General features: G+C 55.8%; 20 protein-coding genes and 1 riboswitch. Of the genes, 17 read left to right on the forward strand and 3 right to left on the reverse strand.

Annotated elements, in window-relative coordinates; genetic code table 11:
• Positions 1-152 precede the first annotated feature (152 nt).
• Positions 153-638 (reverse strand): hypothetical protein, encoded by a 486-nt coding sequence (locus tag QPL98_RS18570; protein ID WP_206853115.1) that lies wholly within the window; start codon positions 636-638, stop codon positions 153-155.
• Positions 639-922: 284 nt separating this feature from the next.
• Here QPL98_RS18570 and QPL98_RS18575 point away from each other — a divergent pair, with 284 nt between their 5' ends.
• The 7 genes from QPL98_RS18575 (at position 923) to QPL98_RS18605 (ending at position 7,134) form a co-directional block, all read left to right on the forward strand.
• Positions 923-1,603 (forward strand): class I SAM-dependent methyltransferase, encoded by a 681-nt coding sequence (locus tag QPL98_RS18575; protein ID WP_023008425.1) that lies wholly within the window; start codon positions 923-925, stop codon positions 1,601-1,603.
• Positions 1,604-1,686: 83 nt separating this feature from the next.
• Positions 1,687-2,088, forward strand: a complete 402-nt coding sequence (locus QPL98_RS18580; RefSeq protein WP_081698919.1) for a GFA family protein — start codon at positions 1,687-1,689, stop codon at positions 2,086-2,088.
• A 90-nt stretch (positions 2,089-2,178) separates the two neighbouring features.
• Positions 2,179-2,724, forward strand: a complete 546-nt coding sequence (locus QPL98_RS18585) for a DUF6624 domain-containing protein (protein WP_091706200.1) — start codon at positions 2,179-2,181, stop codon at positions 2,722-2,724.
• 90 nt (positions 2,725-2,814) lie between these two features.
• Positions 2,815-3,627, forward strand: coding sequence for a HEPN domain-containing protein (locus QPL98_RS18590; RefSeq protein ID WP_303293778.1), 813 nt, complete (start codon positions 2,815-2,817; stop codon positions 3,625-3,627).
• A gap of 82 nt (positions 3,628-3,709) precedes the next feature.
• Entirely contained in the window at positions 3,710-4,120 is a 411-nt protein-coding gene (locus QPL98_RS18595) for a VOC family protein (RefSeq protein WP_303293779.1), read from the forward strand.
• 597 nt (positions 4,121-4,717) lie between these two features.
• Entirely contained in the window at positions 4,718-6,223 is a 1,506-nt protein-coding gene (gene nhaB, locus QPL98_RS18600) for a sodium/proton antiporter NhaB (protein ID WP_041656555.1), read from the forward strand.
• 131 nt (positions 6,224-6,354) lie between these two features.
• Complete coding sequence (locus QPL98_RS18605) at positions 6,355-7,134, forward strand: ABC transporter substrate-binding protein (RefSeq protein ID WP_303293780.1); 780 nt, start codon at positions 6,355-6,357, stop codon at positions 7,132-7,134.
• 52 nt (positions 7,135-7,186) lie between these two features.
• Here the strand turns inward: QPL98_RS18605 and QPL98_RS18610 are convergent, their stop codons facing one another.
• The gene (locus tag QPL98_RS18610) at positions 7,187-7,909 is read right to left on the reverse strand and encodes a DUF3047 domain-containing protein (RefSeq protein WP_303293781.1); all 723 of its coding nucleotides are present in this window, start codon (positions 7,907-7,909) and stop codon (positions 7,187-7,189) included.
• Positions 7,910-8,014: 105 nt separating this feature from the next.
• Positions 8,015-8,212, forward strand: a riboswitch (cobalamin riboswitch).
• A gap of 130 nt (positions 8,213-8,342) precedes the next feature.
• Between QPL98_RS18610 and QPL98_RS18615 the strand changes: the two genes are divergently transcribed.
• The 3 genes from QPL98_RS18615 to QPL98_RS18625 are packed head-to-tail and all read left to right on the forward strand — an operon-like array spanning position 8,343 to position 13,109.
• Positions 8,343-11,105: a ribonucleoside-diphosphate reductase subunit alpha gene (locus QPL98_RS18615; RefSeq protein WP_303293782.1), complete on the forward strand. Its 2,763-nt coding sequence runs from the start codon at positions 8,343-8,345 to the stop codon at positions 11,103-11,105.
• Positions 11,106-11,132: 27 nt separating this feature from the next.
• Positions 11,133-12,191, forward strand: coding sequence for a ribonucleotide-diphosphate reductase subunit beta (locus tag QPL98_RS18620; RefSeq protein WP_022990159.1), 1,059 nt, complete (start codon positions 11,133-11,135; stop codon positions 12,189-12,191).
• Positions 12,192-12,251: 60 nt separating this feature from the next.
• A complete protein-coding gene (locus QPL98_RS18625; RefSeq protein ID WP_303293783.1) occupies positions 12,252-13,109 on the forward strand; it encodes an AraC family transcriptional regulator in 858 nt (285 codons plus the stop codon).
• Here the strand turns inward: QPL98_RS18625 and QPL98_RS18630 are convergent.
• Positions 13,071-13,658 (reverse strand): LysE family translocator, encoded by a 588-nt coding sequence (locus tag QPL98_RS18630; protein ID WP_303293791.1) that lies wholly within the window; start codon positions 13,656-13,658, stop codon positions 13,071-13,073. The two genes, QPL98_RS18625 and QPL98_RS18630, sit on opposite strands and share 39 nt — an antisense overlap.
• A gap of 155 nt (positions 13,659-13,813) precedes the next feature.
• On the opposite strand from QPL98_RS18630, the gene QPL98_RS18635 reads away from it, so the two are divergent.
• From QPL98_RS18635 to QPL98_RS18665, 7 genes are all read left to right on the forward strand, one after another.
• Positions 13,814-14,824, forward strand: a complete 1,011-nt coding sequence (locus QPL98_RS18635) for a 2-hydroxyacid dehydrogenase (protein WP_303293784.1) — start codon at positions 13,814-13,816, stop codon at positions 14,822-14,824.
• Between the two features lie 38 nt (positions 14,825-14,862).
• Positions 14,863-15,636 carry a CLCA_X family protein gene (locus QPL98_RS18640; RefSeq protein ID WP_272999159.1) on the forward strand — a complete coding sequence of 258 codons (774 nt, stop codon included), beginning with the start codon at positions 14,863-14,865 and terminating at the stop codon, positions 15,634-15,636.
• A 336-nt stretch (positions 15,637-15,972) separates the two neighbouring features.
• Positions 15,973-16,725 (forward strand): toll/interleukin-1 receptor domain-containing protein, encoded by a 753-nt coding sequence (locus QPL98_RS18645; RefSeq protein WP_272999160.1) that lies wholly within the window; start codon positions 15,973-15,975, stop codon positions 16,723-16,725.
• A gap of 105 nt (positions 16,726-16,830) precedes the next feature.
• Positions 16,831-17,568: a hypothetical protein gene (locus QPL98_RS18650; protein ID WP_303293785.1), complete on the forward strand. Its 738-nt coding sequence runs from the start codon at positions 16,831-16,833 to the stop codon at positions 17,566-17,568.
• A 327-nt stretch (positions 17,569-17,895) separates the two neighbouring features.
• Positions 17,896-18,306, forward strand: a complete 411-nt coding sequence (locus QPL98_RS18655) for a VOC family protein (RefSeq protein WP_303293786.1) — start codon at positions 17,896-17,898, stop codon at positions 18,304-18,306.
• 91 nt (positions 18,307-18,397) lie between these two features.
• Positions 18,398-18,715 (forward strand): antibiotic biosynthesis monooxygenase, encoded by a 318-nt coding sequence (locus QPL98_RS18660; RefSeq protein WP_303293787.1) that lies wholly within the window; start codon positions 18,398-18,400, stop codon positions 18,713-18,715.
• 71 nt (positions 18,716-18,786) lie between these two features.
• Positions 18,787-19,200 carry a PaaI family thioesterase gene (locus tag QPL98_RS18665; protein WP_303293788.1) on the forward strand — a complete coding sequence of 138 codons (414 nt, stop codon included), beginning with the start codon at positions 18,787-18,789 and terminating at the stop codon, positions 19,198-19,200.
• The last annotated feature ends 525 nt before the right edge of the window (positions 19,201-19,725 follow it).

The raw sequence follows: 19,725 nt of genomic DNA on the forward strand, positions 1-19,725 counted from the left end.
ACCAAACGCCCGATGAGGTGTACTACGGGCAATCCATATCCTTGGCAGCCTGAGCCAGGGAAACAACCGGATCATAGCTTAGGGACACCATCAGGTTGTCCAACTGACTGGGTCCACCTCATACCTATGATTGGAATTTTTAAAATTGGCCCTCAGGAACCGTCGAATTCTACCAGTCTTACTGCAACATTGGCGTGGCGTGCTCCTGATGTACTTTCGTGGTGCGAGCCAAACAAATGGACCCACTGTCCTTTTTCCAGCAATAACTCCCCACTTCCCGAGCTTTGTCCGCTGCTTGTCGTATGTGTACCCGTATAGTTGAACGAGAACGTGTCGGATGAGTCTTTGATTGGGCTGAATTCATACCCCATGGTGACGTAATCGGACGCGACGAAGCCGTTATCTTCAGTAAACACAGCCGTTTTCACAACACTCGACTCCTGCAAAAAATCTGACAGCAATACGGACGGATGACCATTCGGCTTGACGGCTTCGCATTCGCAGTGCCGGATTTCCAAGACCAAATGCTTGCTGCCAATGTAGGCCTCAGGAGTGGCATTTTCGGCCAGCGTGAAGGCGGGAAGTACAGAAAGGCCGGTTAGAAAAAGCGGCAATAAAATTCTTGGCATCATTGGCATAGAACCTCCATCTTGAGATGCTTTAATGTTAAACGAACTGAGTGACGGTGATGACCATTTGATTCGCATTCCGTTGACGACATTATTACACATGGAGCTACTGTTCGAGGTCGCGCACTTCACCTGCCGTCATACCACAAAACCATTTGCAGTATAATGAAGTTACTGAGCGGAGCGGCTTTCTAAGTTTTACAGTATGGCAATGACCGATCAGGCTGCCAGATGCCGCTTTACGCGGCTCCTTCGTCACCACCGTGCTTCGTCAAACAGACTAAGGAGAGCTGATGTTGGATTTAGCTAATGTAGTTCCGTGGGGGCGATCGCTAAAGGAATATCAGGCGATGTTTGAGCTATCGAATGATGACCTGAACAAGAAAATTCTGGGTTGCGGCGATGGCCCGGCCAGCTTCAATGCTGAGGCGACAGAGGTAGGATGCCAAGTCATCTCATGTGATCCGGTATATCAATTCAAGGTTGATGAAGTGCGTCACCGAATTGGCGAGGTGTACCCAGAAATCATGGCCAAGATGCAACAGGCCGCAGACAGTTATGTTTGGGACTCATTCAATAGCGTTGAGCATCTTGGCGAGGTTCGGATGGAAGCTATGTCGCGGTTCCTGTCCGATTTTGATGCTGGTTACCAACAAGGACGGTATGTGTCGGCGTCATTGCCTATGCTGCCATTCTCTGACTCCAAGTTTGATCTGGCACTCTGTTCTCACTTTCTTTTCCTTTACAGTGATCATTTAGATCGGGCGGCCCATCTGGCATCAATGCGGGAGTTATGCAGAGTTGCCTCTGAGGTTCGCGTCTTTCCAGTTGTCTCGCTGGACGGAAAAACCTCAAAGCACCTTGATTCGGTCATGGCGGGACTATCCGCTGACGGAATCGCTGTCTCGTTGCAGCCTGTTAGCTATCGTTTTCAAAAGGGCGCTACTGAGATGTTGGTGGCAAAATCGGCATAACCATTGGCTGTTGTCGGACGACCCTACGGGTCACTTCGGCACGTTCCAAATCTAAGTTTTAAATTTACAGAGTGAGATCTCTCATGGGGTTGAAGGGAAGCTGTTTGTGTGGCGAGATAAGTTACGAAATCGACTCAGTGGATATGCCAATCGTGCATTGCCATTGTCAGACTTGTCGTAAAGCCCATGCTGCACCGTTCGCCTCCACTGCGGGAGTAAAGCGCGAGAATTTCCGTTGGCTCAGAGGTAAGCGTTCTATTTCTACGTTCGAATCATCCCCTGGAAAATTACGCCATTTTTGCAAACGCTGTGGTTCCCATTTGGTGGCTGAAAGGCCTGCGCAACCCCACGTCATTGTTCGGGTAGCTACTCTGGACTATGATCCCGGTTTAAAACCAGAGGCTCATATTTGGGTGTCGCACGACGTGCCATGGCTTGAGTACGATAGGGCCTGTAAGCATAGAGAGTGGCAAGACGACATTTAACAAATCAATCGAGTTTCCGGCATGAAGGCCTGCCACCGGATGCCCCTGCCGGGGCGGCGCTTATTTGTGGCATCAACTGGGAGGGAGCCCATGAATCAGAGTCTTGCGGATGAGCTGGTCATGATGCTGTTAGAAGACCAGCGATTGTTACAGCGACTCTTCGATTCCGGCGAGTTACCGTCGGATTCCTACCATCCCCGACTGAAAGCACTGCACCAGCGCAACGCCTCCCGCCTGAAGGAAATCATCAGGGCTCACTGCTGGCCTGGTATTTCCTTGGTCGGAGAGGAAGCCTCCAAAGCCGCCTGGCTGGTGGCTCAGCATTCGGTGTCCGAGGCCGGGTTCATGGCGGAATGCGTTCACTTGCTGGAGGAAGCCGTTGCGAAAGACGACGCCGAGGGTTGGCAGTTGGCGTTTCTTCAGGATCGGGTGCGGACGTTAGCCGGCGAGCCACAATATTACGGCACCCAGTTTGATGTTGATGAAAACGGGTGGCCAACACCGTTTCCCATCAAGGATCCCGCCTCGGTTAATGAGCGCCGTGCGCAACTTGGACTTGATTCCCTGGAGGAGCGTTTAGGACAAATGACTGAGCAGGAACGGAAGCGACGTGCCAACAGCCAGCACGCCAGTTAACCAAGCGCGGCACTTGGTCGCCTTCGTCTCCATTTTGCTGCGTCGCGCTCGCCGGAACACTTTTTGCGCCTGTTCGAGGTTAGAAGCTGAATGAGCGAAAGAAGATTGAGCTACATATACAGTTTCAAGTGTGGAGATGAGCTTGAGCACGTCGACAAACTACCTGACTATGAGCAAGCCAATATCGAACGATACATTGTACAAGTAATCAGCGATTCTTTTGTTAAACCTGCAGATGAAGACTATGTGACTGCTCGGTTACTGGCAAAAAAAGGACTGCATCGCGCTTTTTTTTGGGCTGCGTGTCAAGCGCTTGAAAAATACCTCAAGGCTTTTCTTTTAATGAGGGGTGCTTCGGTTAATCGCTTCAGAGGTCATCCGATTGCCGATTTATACGCTGAAGCGTGCTCGGTAGATGCTGAGCTCTTAACCGTTGACACGAGTTTCCATTCAGCAATTAAGATTCACCAAAACGTCTCTGAGTCCATTGAAGGGTTATCTGTAGCTGAATTTATCAATGGCATTGAAATGCAGGGAAGTCCCGACAACCGCTATAACTCGTTTGGAGTTAACTTCAACTCAGGCTATTTGTTTTCGCTTGATAGCTTTGTTTTTGGCTTGCGGCAGCGGATCGGCGTGCCCCCGATAGAAGAAACTCTCAGAAAGTTTGATCAGGATCTTGTCGAGGGATTCAGCTTGTACAACCCATGGTTTGCTCCTGTGCACGTGGATCTTGCGGAAGTTCCCAATAAAGATTTCAATCTGCGCATATCTGGCTCTGTCACAACCCTGGACATTCTCACCGGTCCACATGCGCCAAATGGATCCCGATTTGTGTTGCGATGGCTCGACAAAAAAATGAAATTGCCCAGGAAAATCAGGCAGCATTTGAACAAGGGCTAATGGGCTCACAGTGATACGCGGCTAACGAGTCAAATCATACTAATGCAGATATGAGCCAGCTCCATCAGTGGCGGGGGAATGAATGGAAATTAAGTGTATTGCGGGGTTTGCGTCAATTACTAAAGATTCTGCGGCGAGTGCGTCTTTGTATGAGGGTGCGCGAGGCTTGCCGCTAGAAAAGATGGACGATTATCGTTTCATGGATACGTTCCCCGGAGCGCATCATTTCGGGGTATGGCCCCTCTCTATGGCGGCCCAGTATTGTTTTGGGCAGGAGGAATGGCCTGACCATGTTCCTGAGCCGACAGCTACAATTGAATTTGAGTTGGCGGACGCGGCTGCAGTGGACGCGGCATTGAAAGAAATGAAGGAAAGGGGTCAGGAATTCGTTCATGAAACCCGGACTGAACCCTGGGGGCAAACAGTCGCAAGGTTTATGAGCCCTGGGGGTGTGTTGGTTGGCCTGAGTTATGCGCCATGGCTTCATGAATAAGAGCTTAACCACATAGCGTTACGCCGACTGGCTTTTCAGCTGATTCTCCAAGGTTAGCCGGTTCCGCTTTGCGACAGTTTGTACCCTTTTAGGGCCTCATTGGGGGAAGCTCAGATCGTTTACTGGGAGCTTGCCAATGATAAGTTACCAACTATATTACTATGATTTTCGAGGGGTTTTGCTCTGGGTCCTTAGAAAGTTACCAACTTTATTTATCTTTATGGTTGATTAATTACTGTAAAATTGAGCTCGGGAAGGCATTTTGTTACCAACTTTATTCCGGTCCTACAGGAGCCTGCCTGGATCCGGTCCTGAAAATATCAGATCCAATATTAGGCATGACCGTCATTTGTTCAGAAAGTTACCTTGTTAATCGAGAAATCGGTTAAAATACCGTCGCCGTTTCGGCAGTAATTAAGTAGTATTACTTAAATTTCCTGTGGTGCCCGGCTCTATCTCGCCTTCTTTTTGTTATTAAGACCAAAAGCGGACTGAAATTCGTACCTTTGGACCATACTCCGGTACGTAAATATCAAGGAAGATGCGGGTCTTCTGGCGCACAATACCAACAAACCGATTTCTCAGAAGATGTCTGTAATGCCCACGACTGTTATCTCCGGCTTTACCCATAATTTCCTTGGCAAGGCACCTGTCTGGTACAAGCAGGTCATTCTGCTGTTTCTGGTCATCAATCCGATTGTCATGTATCTGCTTGGGCCCGGCGTGGCGGGTTGGCTGTTGATCGGTGAGTTTATTTTTACGCTGGCGATGGCACTGAAGTGCTATCCACTGTTGCCGGGGGGCCTGCTGGCGGTGGAGGCCCTGCTGATCGGGCTGACGTCGGCGGATGCGGTGTACCATGAGGTTCTGACCAATTTCCCGGTCATCCTGCTGCTGATGTTCATGGTGGCGGGTATTTACTTCATGAAAGAGCTGCTGCTGGTGACCTTCACCCAGATTCTGGTGGGGGTGCGGTCCAAGTCGGCGTTGTCGCTGCTGTTCTGCAGCGCTGCAGCGGTGCTGTCTGCGTTTCTCGATGCCCTGACCGTCACCGCCGTCATCATCAGCGTTGCGGTAGGTTTCTTCTCGGTCTATCACAAGGTGGCATCCGGCAAGGGTTACCAGCAGAAAGACCACAACACCAACAGCGACGACGAAGTGATTGAGCTGCACCGGGAAGATCTGGAAAACTTCCGTGCCTTTCTCCGCAGCCTGCTGATGCACGGGGCGATCGGTACCGCTCTGGGCGGCGTCGCCACCATGGTGGGTGAACCCCAGAACCTGCTGATCGCCAAGGTGGTTGGCTGGGATTTCGCCGGCTTTTTCCTGCACATGGCACCGGTGAGTATTCCGGTTTTGTTCGCCGGTCTGGCCACGTGCTGGGCGCTGGAGAAACTACGCTGGTTTGGATACGGCGGTCGACTGCCCAAGCCGGTGCGACGGGTGTTGGAAGAGTTCGCTGATAATGAAAAGGCTCGGCGCACCAAGTCTGATCAGGCGGCGCTCTGGATTCAGGCGGTGGCCGCGGTCATTCTGGTGTTTGGTCTGGCATTCCACATCGCCGAAGTAGGATTGATTGGCCTGCTGGTGATTATCCTGATTACCTCCTTTACCGGCGTGACGGACGAACACCAGATTGGCAAGGCGTTCCAGGAATCCCTGCCCTTTACCTCATTGCTGGTGGTGTTTTTCGCCGTGGTGGCGGTGATTCACGAGCAGCACCTGTTCAAACCGATCATTGATTACGTACTGGCGCTGCCTGAAGGCCAGCAGCCGGGCATGTTCTTCATTGCCAACGGGCTGTTGTCGATGATCAGCGACAACGTGTTTGTGGCGACCGTCTACATCAGCGAAGTGAAACAGGCGCTGGACGCCGGCAGCATCAGCTACGAGCACTTCCAGACCCTGGCCGTAGCCATCAATACCGGTACCAACCTGCCGAGCGTAGCCACACCCAATGGCCAGGCGGCGTTCCTGTTCCTGCTGACCTCAGCCATTGCACCTCTGGTGCGTTTGTCCTACGGGCGCATGGTGATCATGGCGTTGCCTTACACCATCGTGATGGGGGGCGTCGGTCTGTACATGGTCACCCACGCGTTCTGAGTCATGGTTTTGCATATTTCACCGCACAGTTTTCATAGGATCTGTTAACCTTCAGGTAAACAGATAAAAGAAAAGCGGTATACATGCGCAGTTGCCAACAACCCCAATCGATCCTTTCGCGCGCCTGTCTGATGGCGCTTTTTCTTGTTCTGGTTTTCTCCTATTTGTTCTATCCCACCGCTGTCCGTGCCTCAGAGGCGGAGGCTATTGTCGATAAAACCATACGGGTTGCTTATGTCGAGTTTCCGCCGGTCACTTATCGGGATGACAGGGGCGAGCCCGCTGGAGAGTTTGTGGACATCACCCGCAAGGTGGCGGCAGAGGCGGGTTACCGACTGGAATTTATCTACCTGCCGGTGGCACGCACCTACCTCTATCTGAAAAGCGGCACGATCGATTTGTGGATGGGGCTAACCGACATTCCCGCTTTAAAAGACGACATTCTCGAAAGCTGGATCAGCCCGATTCCGGTGGAACTGAGCGCGTGGTATCTGGAAGGCCTGCCGCCAGTGGATCATATGGATCGCCTGCGCAACAAAACCGTGATTCTGATCGGCGGCTATACCTACGCCGGCCTCAGAGACTGGCTGACCTCCCAGCCCGATATCCAGATTACCGAAGCACCGAACCATAAGTCCGGCCTCAATATGCTCAAGCGTCATCGCGGCGATTACCTGCTGGACTACCGGCAACCGGTGCAGGAAACCCTGAGCCGGACGACAGATGCCGAGATTCGCGAATCGGAAATGCGCAGCCGCAATGGCGCCTGGCTGTTTTCCCTGGCCAATCCGCGTGCGGCAGTTCTGCGTGAGGCCTTTGACGACGCTTACCTGCGCCTGGCCGAAAAGGGCGAAGTACCGCCGGTGCGACGGTTTCAGAAAACCTATTTGGTGCCTGGATTTCCGGAGTAGTACCGGTAAATCCGGTGGTCGGAGTACTCCCGCAGTCAGTCTTGCTGGGAGGCTATTTCAAAAGAGTCAGATCACCATACCAGGCCGTGGCCTGCTCGCCGGTGTTGTCGGCGTCGGTCATGATGGCCACGCCCACAATGGCGGGCGGTTCTTCGTCGAAGGCCTGCCGGTAATCTGCCACCAGGTCCCGGGTAACAGTCACCCATTCGCCCACCCGCGACGGCCCGGAGTTGACGGCAATCATCATGGTTTTGTCGGTGTAGGCGTTGGCGACCATGCTCTGCTCTGGTAGCTGATTGGCCCAGATGTAGTTCAGGGCGTTGCCGGGCAGGGTCTCGCCGAACAGCACTTCCACGGTCTTGCGCTTGGCCCGTTCAAAAAAGCCGGCCTTGTCCGGCTGAAACTCAAAGGCGACGTAGATGCGGGCTGGGTAGTCATCACCGGACTTTTCGCGGGCGTTGCCGGCTTCGTAGATGTTCGACACCTTCCAGCGCCATGACAGCGTGAGCGAGTCGCCGGGCACCAGCTCAACACGGGCAATCAGCCCGGAAGCGCTGGCGTCTGCGTCGGCACGGACCACCTGCTGGCCGTCGTCCGCGTCCAGGGTGTAGCGGGTGTGTGTCTCGATGTTCGGAAAGGTCAGAGGTTCCCAGCCGTCCTCCAGTGAGGCCATGGTGGAGAACCGGGTTAGCCGGTCTGTGTCTGCCCACACCGGGCTGGCGGCGAGACCGAGCATCAGGGTACTGGCCAAAAGCAGCGAAATTCTCACATTCATTCCTCAAATCCGGTGGTCTGGAGATGGACAGGCTCTGTTGCAAAAAGTGCCTTGTCTTGGCGTATTCGGCCCTATATAGTGACCGGGTCCTTGGTTAACTACCATATATTGTGATCAAACTCTGATCATCTTGATCGCAGGGTAGTCGGGAATCCGGTGAGAATCCGGAACTGACGCGCAGCGGTATTGGGGAACGAGCGTGGCAAGATGACACTGGCGCAAGCCGGGAAGTCGCCACGTTAGGCAGAGCTGAAAGGTTCACGCCCCTGAGTCCGAAGACCTGCCAGGGATCAGAAGCCCCCCATGGGTTTCTGGACTGCACCTTCGCGATTCAAGGGTGAGCAGATTGGTCAGGCCTGCCCGTATTCGGGACAAGGTGTGCCACTGCGTTCGCGAGGGTGAAACGGAACCAACGCGAATTCAGGAGAGCACCATGACAGCCACTGCCATTGCCGAACCCCCGGCCCCCGCGACCGATACCCAATCCCTGCAAGTTATCAAACGAAACGGCACCCTGGTGAGTTTCAACCCGGCCAAGATCAGTGTGGCGGTGACCAAAGCCTTCCTGGCGGTGGAAGGAGACCAGGCAGCCGGTTCCGCCCGCATCAACGACGCCGTGCACCGGGTTACCGAACAGGTAGTGCAGGCCATCAGCCGCCGCCTCAAGGCCGGTGGCAAGGTGCACATCGAAGACATCCAGGACCAGGTGGAACTGGCCCTGATGCGGGCCGAAGAGCAGAAAGTGGCCCGGGCCTACGTGCTGTACCGTGAAGAACACGCCCGCCAGCGCGCCGCGGACGAGCCGGTGGAAGCGCACCCGCACCTGACCGTGAAAAAAGCCGATGGCAGCATCGCCCCGCTGGACCTGGGCCTGATGAAGCAGCAGGTGGAACAGGCCGCCACCGGCCTGGACGGCATCAACGGCGATTCGCTGGTGGAAGATGCCCTGCGCAACCTCTACGACGGCATCGAAGAGACCGAAGTCCTGTCTGCCCTGATCATGACCGCCCGGGGCCGCATTGAACGGGAACCCGACTACAGCGCCGTAACCGCGCGCCTGCTGCTGGAACAGCTCCGGCTGGAAACAGCGGAAGCCCTGGACCTGCCCCGCAGTCTTCCGCTGGCAGAGATTTATCCACAGGCCCTGAGCGCCTTTGTTCACGCCGGTATCCGCTACGAACTGCTGGACGAAGCCCTGGCGGCCTTTGATCTGGAACGCCTTGGCAACGCCCTGAAACCGGAACGCGATCTCCAGTTCGGCTTCCTGGGCCTGCAAACCCTGTACGACCGTTACTTCCTGCACTGGAACAAGGCCCGCCTGGAACTGCCCCAGGTGTTCTTCATGCGGGTGGCCATGGGCCTGGCACTGCGTGAGGACGACCCCAACGCCCGCGCCATCGAATTCTATGAGCTGCTGTCCAGTTTCGATTACATGGCCAGCACGCCCACCCTGTTCAACAGCGGCACCCGGCATTCCCAGCTGTCGTCCTGCTACCTGACCACGGTAGGCGACGACCTGGAGGGCATTTACGGGGCCATTCGCGATAACGCCCTGCTGTCCAAATGGGCCGGTGGTCTGGGCAACGACTGGACGCCGGTGCGGGCCCTGGGCTCCCACATCAAGGGCACCAACGGCCAGAGCCAGGGCGTGGTGCCGTTCCTGAAAGTGGTCAACGACACCGCCGTGGCGGTGAACCAGGGCGGCAAGCGCAAGGGCGCGGTCTGTGCCTATCTGGAAAGCTGGCACCTGGATATCGAAGAGTTCCTGGAACTGCGCAAGAACACCGGCGATGAGCGCCGCCGTACCCACGACATGAACACCGCCAACTGGGTGCCGGACCTGCTGATCGAGCGCATGCGCGAAGACCGCGACTGGACCCTGTTCTCCCCCAGCGATGTGCCAGACCTGCACGACCTGTACGGCAACGCCTTCCGTGAGCGCTACCAGCACTACGAAGCCCTGGCCGAGCAAGGCAAGATCAAGCTGTTCAAGAAAATTCCGGCCAAACAGCTGTGGCGCAAGATGCTCACCGTGCTGTTCGAGACCGGTCACCCCTGGATCACCTTCAAGGACCCGTGCAACCTGCGCTCCCCGCAGCAGCATCAGGGCGTGGTGCACAGCTCCAACCTGTGTACCGAAATCACCCTGAACACCAGCGCCGATGAGATTGCGGTGTGCAACCTGGGTTCGGTGAACCTGGCTGCCCACATCAAGGACGGCGAGCTGGACGTTACGCGCCTGGAGCGCACCGTGAACACCGCCGTGCGCATGCTCGATAACGTCATCGACATTAACTTCTACGCCGTGCCCCAGGCGCGCAATTCCAACCTGAAGCATCGCCCGGTGGGCCTCGGCCTGATGGGCTTCCAGGACGCCCTGTACCAGCTGGGCCTGCCGTACTCCAGCCCGGAAGCGGTGGAATTTGCCGACGTTGCCATGGAGCAACTCAGCTACTTCGCGTTGCGTGCCTCCGCCACGCTGGCGGGTGAGCGGGGCGCCTACGACACCTACGACGGCTCGCTGTGGAGCCAGGGCATCCTGCCGATGGATTCGGTGGGCCTGCTGAAGAACAACCGCCGGGACGGCGACCTGTCGCTCAATACCCTCAGCCGCCTCGACTGGACCCCGGTGCGGGAGCTGATTGCCAAAAATGGCATGCGCAACAGCAACGTGATGGCCATTGCTCCGACCGCGACCATTTCCAACATCGTGGGCGTGTCCCAGTCCATCGAACCGGCGTACCAGAACCTGTTCGTGAAATCGAACCTGTCCGGTGAGTTCACCGTGGTGAACCCCTCGCTGGTGCGTGATCTCAAGGCCGAAGGCCTGTGGGACAACGTGATGGTGAACGACCTGAAATACTTCGATGGCAGTGTGCAGCAGATTGACCGCATCCCCGCGGAGCTCAAGGCCCGCTACGCCACCGCATTCGAGATTGACCCGCGCTGGCTGGTGGAAGCGGCGGCCCGGCGCCAGAAATGGCTGGACCAGGCCCAGAGCCTGAACCTGTACATGGCCGAGCCCAGCGGCAAGAAGCTGGATGCCCTGTATCAGCTGGCCTGGGAGCGTGGCCTCAAAACCACTTACTACCTGCGCTCCCTGGGGGCCACTGGCGCCGAGAAGACCGCGCCGGTGTCGGCGCCACAGCCGCAGGTGTGCAGCATCGACAATCCCGACTGCGAAGCTTGTCAGTAACCATTTACTTATTTGGGAGGCACCCACATGCTGGACTGGGACGACGAACCAAAAGCGCAAACCGCTGCCGCCGCCACCGGCGGCCCGGCGCCCGTGAATGTCGACGACAAGCGGGTGATTAACGGCGAGACCGACATCAACCAGTTGGCACCGTTCAAGTACCCCTGGGCCTGGGAGTACTTCATGAACGCCAACAAGAACCACTGGACGCCGCTGGACGTGAACATGGCGCAGGACGTTCACGACTACCACCACCGGCTGACGCCGGCGGAAAAACACGTGTACGAGAACGTGCTGGCGTACCTGACCACCTCCGACATCCTCGCCATGCGCAACATCGGCCTGGCGGTGATGGAGAAGATGAGCGCGCCGGAACTGCAGATCTACCAGGCTCGCCAGGTGTACGAGGAAGCGCTGCACACCTGGACCTACCAGCACTGCATCGAAACCCTGAACCTGGACCAGAGCGAGATCTACAACCGCTACCGCGTGGTGCCGGAGATCAACGGCAAAATCCAGCTGGCCAACCGCCGGCTGGACGCCGCCATGCGCTCCGACATGAACCTGCGCAACCCGGACGAGCTGCAGGACTTCGTGATGTCCTACCTGTTCTTCGCCGCCGTGTTCGAAGGCTGCTGGTTCTACAACGGCTTCAGCCCCATCTTCGCCCTGCAGCGCCGGGGCCTGATGCGGGGCACGGGTGAACAGTTGCAGTACATCCTGCGGGACGAAGCCATGCACTTCTCCTTCGGCCTGAAAGTGGTGAACCAGATTCTCGAGGAAGAGAAAATCACCCTGGACCCGAAAGCGGTGCGTGAGATGTGGGACGAATCCGAAGCTGCGGAGATGGCCTACGCCAACTACGTGCTGCGGGACCCGATCCTGGGTTACTCGGCGGAATACCACAGCGAACAGTTCCGCTTTGTGGCCAACCGCCGGGCCCGTACCGTGGGCCTGGAAGAACCGTTCCCGGGGGCGAAGAACGTGTCGCCCTGGCTGGACGAGCAGGCCACCCTGCGCAAGGAGAAGAACTTCTTCGAAACCCGGGTGATCGAGTATCAGACCGGCGCGCAGCTGGAGTGGTAAGATTCTGCTAGGCTAGTGCCATACGCACTGGCCTGGCCGATTTGCTTTGAGGCAACCACCATGACCGACCCTCGCACACCCATCTTCTGGCGCGACGCCCGCATGCCCCATGTGGAACTGCGCAAAGTCGAGGATGGGCGCGAGGTCTGTTATGCCCTGCACACCCACCGGCACTGGTCGATCGGCGCCATCACCGGCGGTGAAAGCACGTTCCTGTACCGCACCGACCAGCACCACGTGAGCGCCGGCACGCTGGTGTTGATGAACCCGGAATGGCCCCACGCCTGCAACCCCATTGATAACCAGCCCTGGGCGTATCTGATGCTGTATGTGGATACCGCCTGGCTGACCCGGCTCAGATTTGAAGCGGGCTTATTGCCCAGCGAAAACTGGCAGGATCTGGACACGGCAGTGATCACCGACCCCCGCCAGTACCAGGACTACTGCACCATGGCCGATTGCCTGCTGGACCCGGGCCGGGATTTGCTGGAAAAGCAGAGCCGGGTTGCCGAGTATCTGCTGGACCTGATGCAGAGCCTGGCGGAAGCGCCGGCCCGGGGCATTCCGCGCCCCTCTGGCACCCTGGCCGCGGTGGCTGAGTACCTGGACAGCCACTGTACCGACGAGGTATCGCTGGACGACCTGTGCCGGCTCAGTGGCTACAGCCCGGGGCATCTGGTGCGGGCGTTTCGGCAAAGCTACGGGTTAACGCCCCACGCCTACCTGATCAACCGCCGCATACAGCACGGGCAGAGCGAACTGAAACGTGGCGTGAGTATTGCCGACGCGGCCCTCAACGCCGGCTTTGCCGACCAGGCGCATTTCCAGAGAACCTTCAAACGCGTGGTGGCGGCCACCCCGAACCAGTATCGCCAGCCGTCAGTCCAGCAACAGGAACACGCAACTTCCGGCAAGTAACAGCGCCAGAACCCGGTTGAACCCGCGCAGGATTCGCGGCTGCTGCACCAGCCGGCGAAGCCCGACCCCGACATACACCCAACTGGCCAGCGACAGCCAGCAGATGGGCAGATACAGCCCCGCAAATAGCCAGAGCAGGGTGCTGTCGCCGCCCTCGGTAAACGCGCTGATACCCGCCACCGAAGCAAGCCAGGCCTTGGGGTTCAGCCACTGCATCAGGGCGCCGGTGACAAAGCCGGGGGCCGGGCGTGCCTCACCCTCACTGAGATGGCCATCAGCGGTGGCTAGCTGGTAGCTCAAGTACAGAAGGAAGGCGACGCCAGCCCAGCTCAACCAGCGCTCGAACCCGGGCGCATGTTCCAACAGCGAATTCAGGCCCAGGCCCACCGCCATAAACAGCGCGATAAACCCCAGAGTGGCCCCGGTGACAAACACCAGGCCCTGAGACACCGGGTAGCGCGTGCCACTGCTCAGGCACACCAGATTGACCGGCCCCGGCGATACCGAAGCCACCAGGGCGAAGGCCGACATCGGCAGGATAATAGACAAACTCATAGCATCAGCACTCTGTGAACCAACGGAGGCGCCCAGTGTGCACGGAGACATTTAACCGGTATTGAACAAAATTGCGGTGGCTCGCTGCCGGGTATTTGATTTATGTTTGAAGAACCCCGTACCCACCCAGACCGGATGAGGCCAATCCCATGAAAGTGGCGGTTTTCAGCACCAAACCCTACGACGAACAGTTTCTGTCACAGGCGAACCAGGCCAGCCACCAGCATGAGCTGGTGTTCCTGGAACCACGCCTGAATGCGGCCACTGCGGCACTGGCCAAAGGCTTCGACGCCGTATGCGTGTTCGTGAACGACCAGGTGGATGCCAACGTTCTGGAACAGCTGGCCGCCGGCGGCACCCGGGCCGTGGCCCTGCGTTGCGCCGGGTTCAACAACGTCGACCTGAAAGCCGCCGAACGCCTGGGCATCGCCGTGGTGCGGGTACCGGCGTATTCCCCTTATGCGGTGGCAGAACACACCGCCGCCCTGATCCTCACCCTGAACCGGCAGATCCACCGGGCCTACCACCGCATTCGTGATGGCAACTTTGCGCTCGACGGCCTGCTGGGGTTCGATCTGCGGGGCCGCACCGTGGGTGTGGTGGGCACCGGCCAGATTGGTGTGGAAGTGGTGCGCATCATGCGCGGGTTCGGCTGCCGCGTGCTGTGTTACGACCTACACGCCAACCCGGAGGCGCAAACGCTGGGCGCGGAATATGTGAGCCTGGACGAACTGTTCCGGGAAGCAGACATTGTGACCCTGCATTGCCCGCTCACCCCGGACACCCATCACCTGATTGATGCCGCAGCCGTGGCCAAAATGAAAAAAGGCGTGATGCTGATCAACACCAGCCGGGGCGCCATGGTGGATACCGCCGCCATCATCGAAGGCCTGAAATCCGGCCAGGTGGGCTACCTGGGGCTGGATGTGTATGAGGAAGAAAGCGACCTGTTCTTCGAAGATCTCTCCAATATCGTGCTGAAAGACGACGTGTTCGCCCGTTTGCTCACATTCCCGAATGTGGTCATCACCGGCCACCAGGCGTTTTTTACCCGTAACGCCCTGGAAAGCATTGCCCACACAACACTCAGCAACCTGACGGACCTGGAAACCGGCGGCGAATGCGCCAACCGGGTGCAGGCCGCCAACGGCAGCACCTGAACTGAGACAAGCCGCCCGCGCCTTCGTACAATGCCGCCATGCCCAGACCCTTCTACAGAACCGGCCCCGACCACCGCGCCGGGGCGCCGGTCAGCTTTTTAGACGTGCGCCGGCGGTTCCAGTTTCGATCCGTCGAGATTGGCCGCTGGGTGACCGAGCCTGAAAAACAGCGCAGTGCCGCCCTGTTCTACGATGCCCTGTGCGACCTGATGACCATCCTCGGCGGCACAGAAAGCCTGATCTCCCTGCGTGGCACTTTGGCTTTGCAATACGGCATTGGCGGCCGCCCCGGGGTGTCTGCCCATTACACCCCCGCCACCCGCAGCTTCGCCCTGGCCAAAAACGCCGGCCCCGGCAGCATCGCCCACGAATGGTTTCATGCCTTCGACCACTACATCGGCGACAAACTGTTCCCCAATATACCCCGGGGCCAGTTCGCCTCCCGCCAATGGCTCACCCGCCAGGACGCCATCCAGCACCCGCTGAACCAGCGCCTGCAAGCCTGTTACCAGGCCATCCTGCTGGACGACACCGGCCAGAACCCCAGCCCTCTGTTCCGGAACTCCGCAAAAGCCGACAAAGCCGCCGGCATGCACTACTACAGCCAGCCAGAAGAACTCTGTGCCCGAGCCTTCGAAGCCTTCATCCAGGACGCTGCAGTGAAGAACGCCTTTTTGGTGAAGGGCACCAAAGAGAGTGAAGAAGCCCGCCTGGGGCTTTACCCACAGGGCGAACAGCGGGACCGGATAAACGCCGCCTTCCGAACCTACTTCCATTCCCTGGGCCGCGCGTTACAGCAAAAACCGGCTTAAAAAGTCGGAGTTATACGAACGCGTTCGCAAAACCCCGGGCAGGCTCCGGAAATTGTTGCTAACCTTCTGATAAGTTTGAAAAGGAAAAGCAGGGCGGGGGGAGTTATACGCCCCCAACATGGAGCAGGGGTGGCTCGAACACGGGCGTATAACTCCGGCGGTAGCCGTGGTGGCTTCAGGTAATCTGCTGATTTTATTGGTGAAGCTGGGGTTTGAGATGGGCTTCGAGCTTTGGAGTTATACGAATGCGTGTTATACGAACGGGTTCGTATAATTAGCTTTTATGCCCGAAAACTTAACTGGATCGCAGTCAATGGGTGTTCTTGAGGTTTTGCAATGAATCCACCGAGAGTATTTGTTTCCTATTCTCATGACTCCGCTGAACATAAGAGATGGGTACTAGATTTTGCGACTACTTTGCGGAATCGAGGTATTGATGCAGTTCTTGATCAATGGGATCTGAAGCCAGGAGACGACCTTCCTCATTTTATGGAAACACAGCTGGAGTCAGCACAATATGTCCTGATGATCTGCTCAAACCGCTATGTGGAAAAGGCTAATGCTGGAGAAGGTGGAGTTGGGTACGAGAAAATGATCTTGACCTCAAACCTACTCTCAAAAATTGATAGCGCAAAAGTCATACCGATTATTCGGCAGCCAGCTGGCACGCACAACACTCCAACTTTTCTGCGCACGAAGCTGTTTGTAAATTTTTCTAATGATGATGAACTTGAGTTTAGCCTTGATGAATTATTGCGGCACTTGCTTGACGCACCCCTGTTTGAAAAACCTGAGATAGGCTCGAATCCTTTTAAGCCAATGGAGAACTCTGCCCCGGATAGGAGTTCTGATGGGATAAAAGAGGTCATGAAAGCTGTTGCGCGCTGCTATAACAAGACGTCGGCTTCTTATATCCATTTTCACAACTTTCTCAGTGAGTTGAGTATGCATAGAATTACCTCAGAGAAGTACTTATTGGAAGCTAAACAAGCAGGCCTGCTGGCTACAGTTCGGAACTTCCCTTCTCGAATAAGACTTACCCCGGAAGGGAGAGAGTATCTTTTTGAACATGGTATTGTGGATCAATAAAGCATAACCATTGCAGGCACGGCGACACCCATTACTTTGCGCCTTCGGCTGCATTTCATGGGCGCGCATGCTGCAGGCGTTAGGTAGCAAAATGGAGCATCGAGCGTGAACAATATGAAATACATAATTGCAGGGATGTTTATTGCTTTATCATCGTCAGTTTTAGCCGACTTAGAGGTCATTCTGGCAAAGGAGTCTGACCTTCCATATGCTCTTTCGCCCTCGAAATATTCGAACTCTTCGAGTAAATACAGCAACTCGATCAGTAAATACAGCAACTCTGGATCAAAGTACTCAAACTCAAGCTCTAAATATGAAAATAGCCCTGCAAAATACAGTAATAGCAAGTCTGGTAACCAAAGGCTGCTTATGAAAAAAGATGGAAGCTACTTTTATATTGGCTATTACGTTTGGGGTGACGAAGGTTTAATCAACTTTTTCTCCTCTTCAGGAGACAGAGTGTTTTATTCTCCGCCAGAAACAGATGCAATTTTCGAAGCCGAAAAAGGTGAGTTTGCTGGTTCTATCGCAACGCTGAAAGATGCACAAGTTCTTGCTGTTACAGAAAAAGGACAGCTAGCTCTTGTAAAAAGTGGTGTAACACTTACACAAGGTTCATCAGCTCCGCAAAGCCAAGCCCAAGATGTGTATTTAATTGAGTATGCCTATAACGATGAATTATTTGTTATCAATGGTGAAAAATTTGAAGCTCAAACCTATTGTCTAGGGTGGGAGCAAGGAGAGTCAGTGATCTTCATTGAAGGCAGCGCACTTGGGGCATGCGCCAGTGCTGAGTTATTTAACCTGAACAGGAAAGAATCTTGCTCAGTTTGGTGCGAGTAATGCAACCTAACAATGGCAGTTCGTTCCGGCCCTGACGGGGCCCCACCGGACGGCCTTTTCTCCGCTTCGCTACCACTGAATATTGGCTACATGGACTCCCACTGCGGTCAAGCAGCGCCATTTGATTTCGAAGCGGTTTGAGACTGCAGCTCTACATTCGGCGGCTGTGTGGGCGTTTTTGCCCGTTATCTGCCCTCTGCAGGTTGTGTTTTAAACTCGGTTTGTGAACTTCCCCTGATATATTGGACACGCATCGGGGTAAGTCCAAGTCCACTGCCCAGAAAAGCCCTTAACAACAAGGCACTCCATAAACCACGGAGGGATTGTATGGAAATCAAATGTATCTCAGGTTTTGCGTCCATAACCAAAGACCCTGCGGCAAGTGCGTCTCTGTATGAAGATGCGCTGGGCCTGCCGCTGGAGAAGATGGACGACTATCGCTTCATGGATAAGTTCCCCGGAGCGAATCATTTTGGAGTATGGCCCCTTTCGATGGCAGCCAACTCTTGTTTTGGCCAGGAGGAATGGCCCGACCATATTCCTGAGCCGACGGCGACCATCGAATTTGAGTTGGCGGATGCAGCGGCTGTAGAGGCGGCAGTGCAAGAGATGAAGGAAAGGGGGCAGGAGTTCGTTCATGAAACCCGCACTGAACCCTGGGGGCAAACCGTGGCACGGTTTATGAGCCCCGAGGGTGTGTTGATTGGTCTGAGTTATGCGCCATGGCTTCATGAATAAGAGCCTGACTGTGACGTCAACTCGGATGCGCTTGTCCGCTGATGCTCCAACGCCCGGCGTAACCGGCTGGCGTTAAATGCCAGAGGGATCTATGTCGGATATAGCAAAAACCCCTGATCCGCCGTATTACGCGGTCATTTTCAGTAGCCATCGCACCGAGGGCGACAATGGCTACGAGGCAATGGCAGACCGGATGGTTGAGTTGGCTGCAAGCCAGCCAGGGTTCCTGGGAATGGAATCGGTGCGTGAGGAATTAGGCATCACCGTTTCCTACTGGGAGAGCCTGGAGTCCATCACCAATTGGAAAAAGAACGCAGAGCATCGAGAAGCTCAGAGACTTGGTCACCAAACATGGTACTCCAGCTTTCGGGTTCGTATTGCGAGGGTTGAGCGCGACTACGGCATTTAACCCGTTCCCGGCCCCAAGTCCGTCCAACCGGGCGGTTATCATCGGCGTTATATCGACAAAAGGTGCAATCCGTGAGGGAGTTGTTCGAATTTGGTAAAGGCATATTGGAGAGTCAGCCATTCAGCGTGTTGCTTGGCACTGAGCTTGAAGTGTTTGAACCGGGTACTGCGGTTCTCACGCTTGAGGTGCGCGAGGAGCTGAAGCAGCAGCATGGTTTCGTCCACGGTGGTGTTCTCAGTTATCTGGCAGACAACGCACTGACCTATGCAGGCGGCTCGGTACTGGGCGATTCGGTTACCTCCGAATTCAAGATCAATTATTTGCGCCCTGCCATCGGCAGAAAACTGGTGGCCAAAGCCACCGTTCTCTCGTCAGGAAGGAACCAGGCGGTTTGTCAGTGCAATGTGGTTGCGGTTGGCGATGACGGAGAGCGTATCGTTGCGGTTGCCCAAGGCACCATCACGAAGGCTGGTCCAAAGGCATAGCCATCTTGCAAGATCTGGTGAGTTGGGGCCAACCATGAGGATGGTGAGCTGTGAAAGAGCAATATCTCTGTGTCTCCTGTGAACGTTCCTTCCCTACAAGAGAGGCTGTTGATGGCGGTGATCAGGGTTTTCGGAAAGGTTTTCTCTGTCCTTTTTGCAGCGCCAATTTGAGTGAGGCAGGTGAGTCGGACGACATCCTTCATCTACGGTTCGGCCCGGTCTATTATCTGGCCATGATTTTGGTGTTTTTGGTGGTCATTGGAGAAGTGGTTCAGATTCCGGTGAGTTCAAACTCCTACATCAACGATTTTTGCACTTTCATACTCCTGTCTGCGATCCCCACTGTCCCGTTTCTAATCGCGAACCGGAAATCCGTTTTTGGAACCAGGACGATCTACACTCGTAGAATTGATAGCCAGTAGCGTAAGCGGAGCCGTTTCCCAACGCGGTTGACCTGACCACAGCTTTTTATTCGATGCTACGGGATGCCGTACTGGTCACCATGATGGCAAGCCTGTCGGGCTT

The organism is Marinobacter sp. ST-43, assembly GCF_030541085.1.
Classification (GTDB): Bacteria; Pseudomonadota; Gammaproteobacteria; order Pseudomonadales; family Oleiphilaceae; genus Marinobacter; species Marinobacter nauticus.

What these genes read in the sequence shown, in the direction of transcription:
- QPL98_RS18570 (WP_206853115.1), bottom strand. Translation starts at nt 638, where the DNA reads ATGCCAATGATGCCAAGAATTTTATTGCCGCTTTTTCTAACCGGCCTT.
- QPL98_RS18575 (WP_023008425.1), top strand. Translation starts at nt 923, where the DNA reads ATGTTGGATTTAGCTAATGTAGTTCCGTGGGGGCGATCGCTAAAGGAA.
- QPL98_RS18580 (WP_081698919.1), top strand. Translation starts at nt 1,687, where the DNA reads ATGGGGTTGAAGGGAAGCTGTTTGTGTGGCGAGATAAGTTACGAAATC.
- QPL98_RS18585 (WP_091706200.1), top strand. Translation starts at nt 2,179, where the DNA reads ATGAATCAGAGTCTTGCGGATGAGCTGGTCATGATGCTGTTAGAAGAC.
- QPL98_RS18590 (WP_303293778.1), top strand. Translation starts at nt 2,815, where the DNA reads ATGAGCGAAAGAAGATTGAGCTACATATACAGTTTCAAGTGTGGAGAT.
- QPL98_RS18595 (WP_303293779.1), top strand. Translation starts at nt 3,710, where the DNA reads ATGGAAATTAAGTGTATTGCGGGGTTTGCGTCAATTACTAAAGATTCT.
- nhaB (WP_041656555.1), top strand. Translation starts at nt 4,718, where the DNA reads ATGCCCACGACTGTTATCTCCGGCTTTACCCATAATTTCCTTGGCAAG.
- QPL98_RS18605 (WP_303293780.1), top strand. Translation starts at nt 6,355, where the DNA reads ATGGCGCTTTTTCTTGTTCTGGTTTTCTCCTATTTGTTCTATCCCACC.
- QPL98_RS18610 (WP_303293781.1), bottom strand. Translation starts at nt 7,909, where the DNA reads ATGAATGTGAGAATTTCGCTGCTTTTGGCCAGTACCCTGATGCTCGGT.
- QPL98_RS18615 (WP_303293782.1), top strand. Translation starts at nt 8,343, where the DNA reads ATGACAGCCACTGCCATTGCCGAACCCCCGGCCCCCGCGACCGATACC.
- QPL98_RS18620 (WP_022990159.1), top strand. Translation starts at nt 11,133, where the DNA reads ATGCTGGACTGGGACGACGAACCAAAAGCGCAAACCGCTGCCGCCGCC.
- QPL98_RS18625 (WP_303293783.1), top strand. Translation starts at nt 12,252, where the DNA reads ATGACCGACCCTCGCACACCCATCTTCTGGCGCGACGCCCGCATGCCC.
- QPL98_RS18635 (WP_303293784.1), top strand. Translation starts at nt 13,814, where the DNA reads ATGAAAGTGGCGGTTTTCAGCACCAAACCCTACGACGAACAGTTTCTG.
- QPL98_RS18640 (WP_272999159.1), top strand. Translation starts at nt 14,863, where the DNA reads ATGCCCAGACCCTTCTACAGAACCGGCCCCGACCACCGCGCCGGGGCG.
- QPL98_RS18645 (WP_272999160.1), top strand. Translation starts at nt 15,973, where the DNA reads ATGAATCCACCGAGAGTATTTGTTTCCTATTCTCATGACTCCGCTGAA.
- QPL98_RS18655 (WP_303293786.1), top strand. Translation starts at nt 17,896, where the DNA reads ATGGAAATCAAATGTATCTCAGGTTTTGCGTCCATAACCAAAGACCCT.
- QPL98_RS18660 (WP_303293787.1), top strand. Translation starts at nt 18,398, where the DNA reads ATGTCGGATATAGCAAAAACCCCTGATCCGCCGTATTACGCGGTCATT.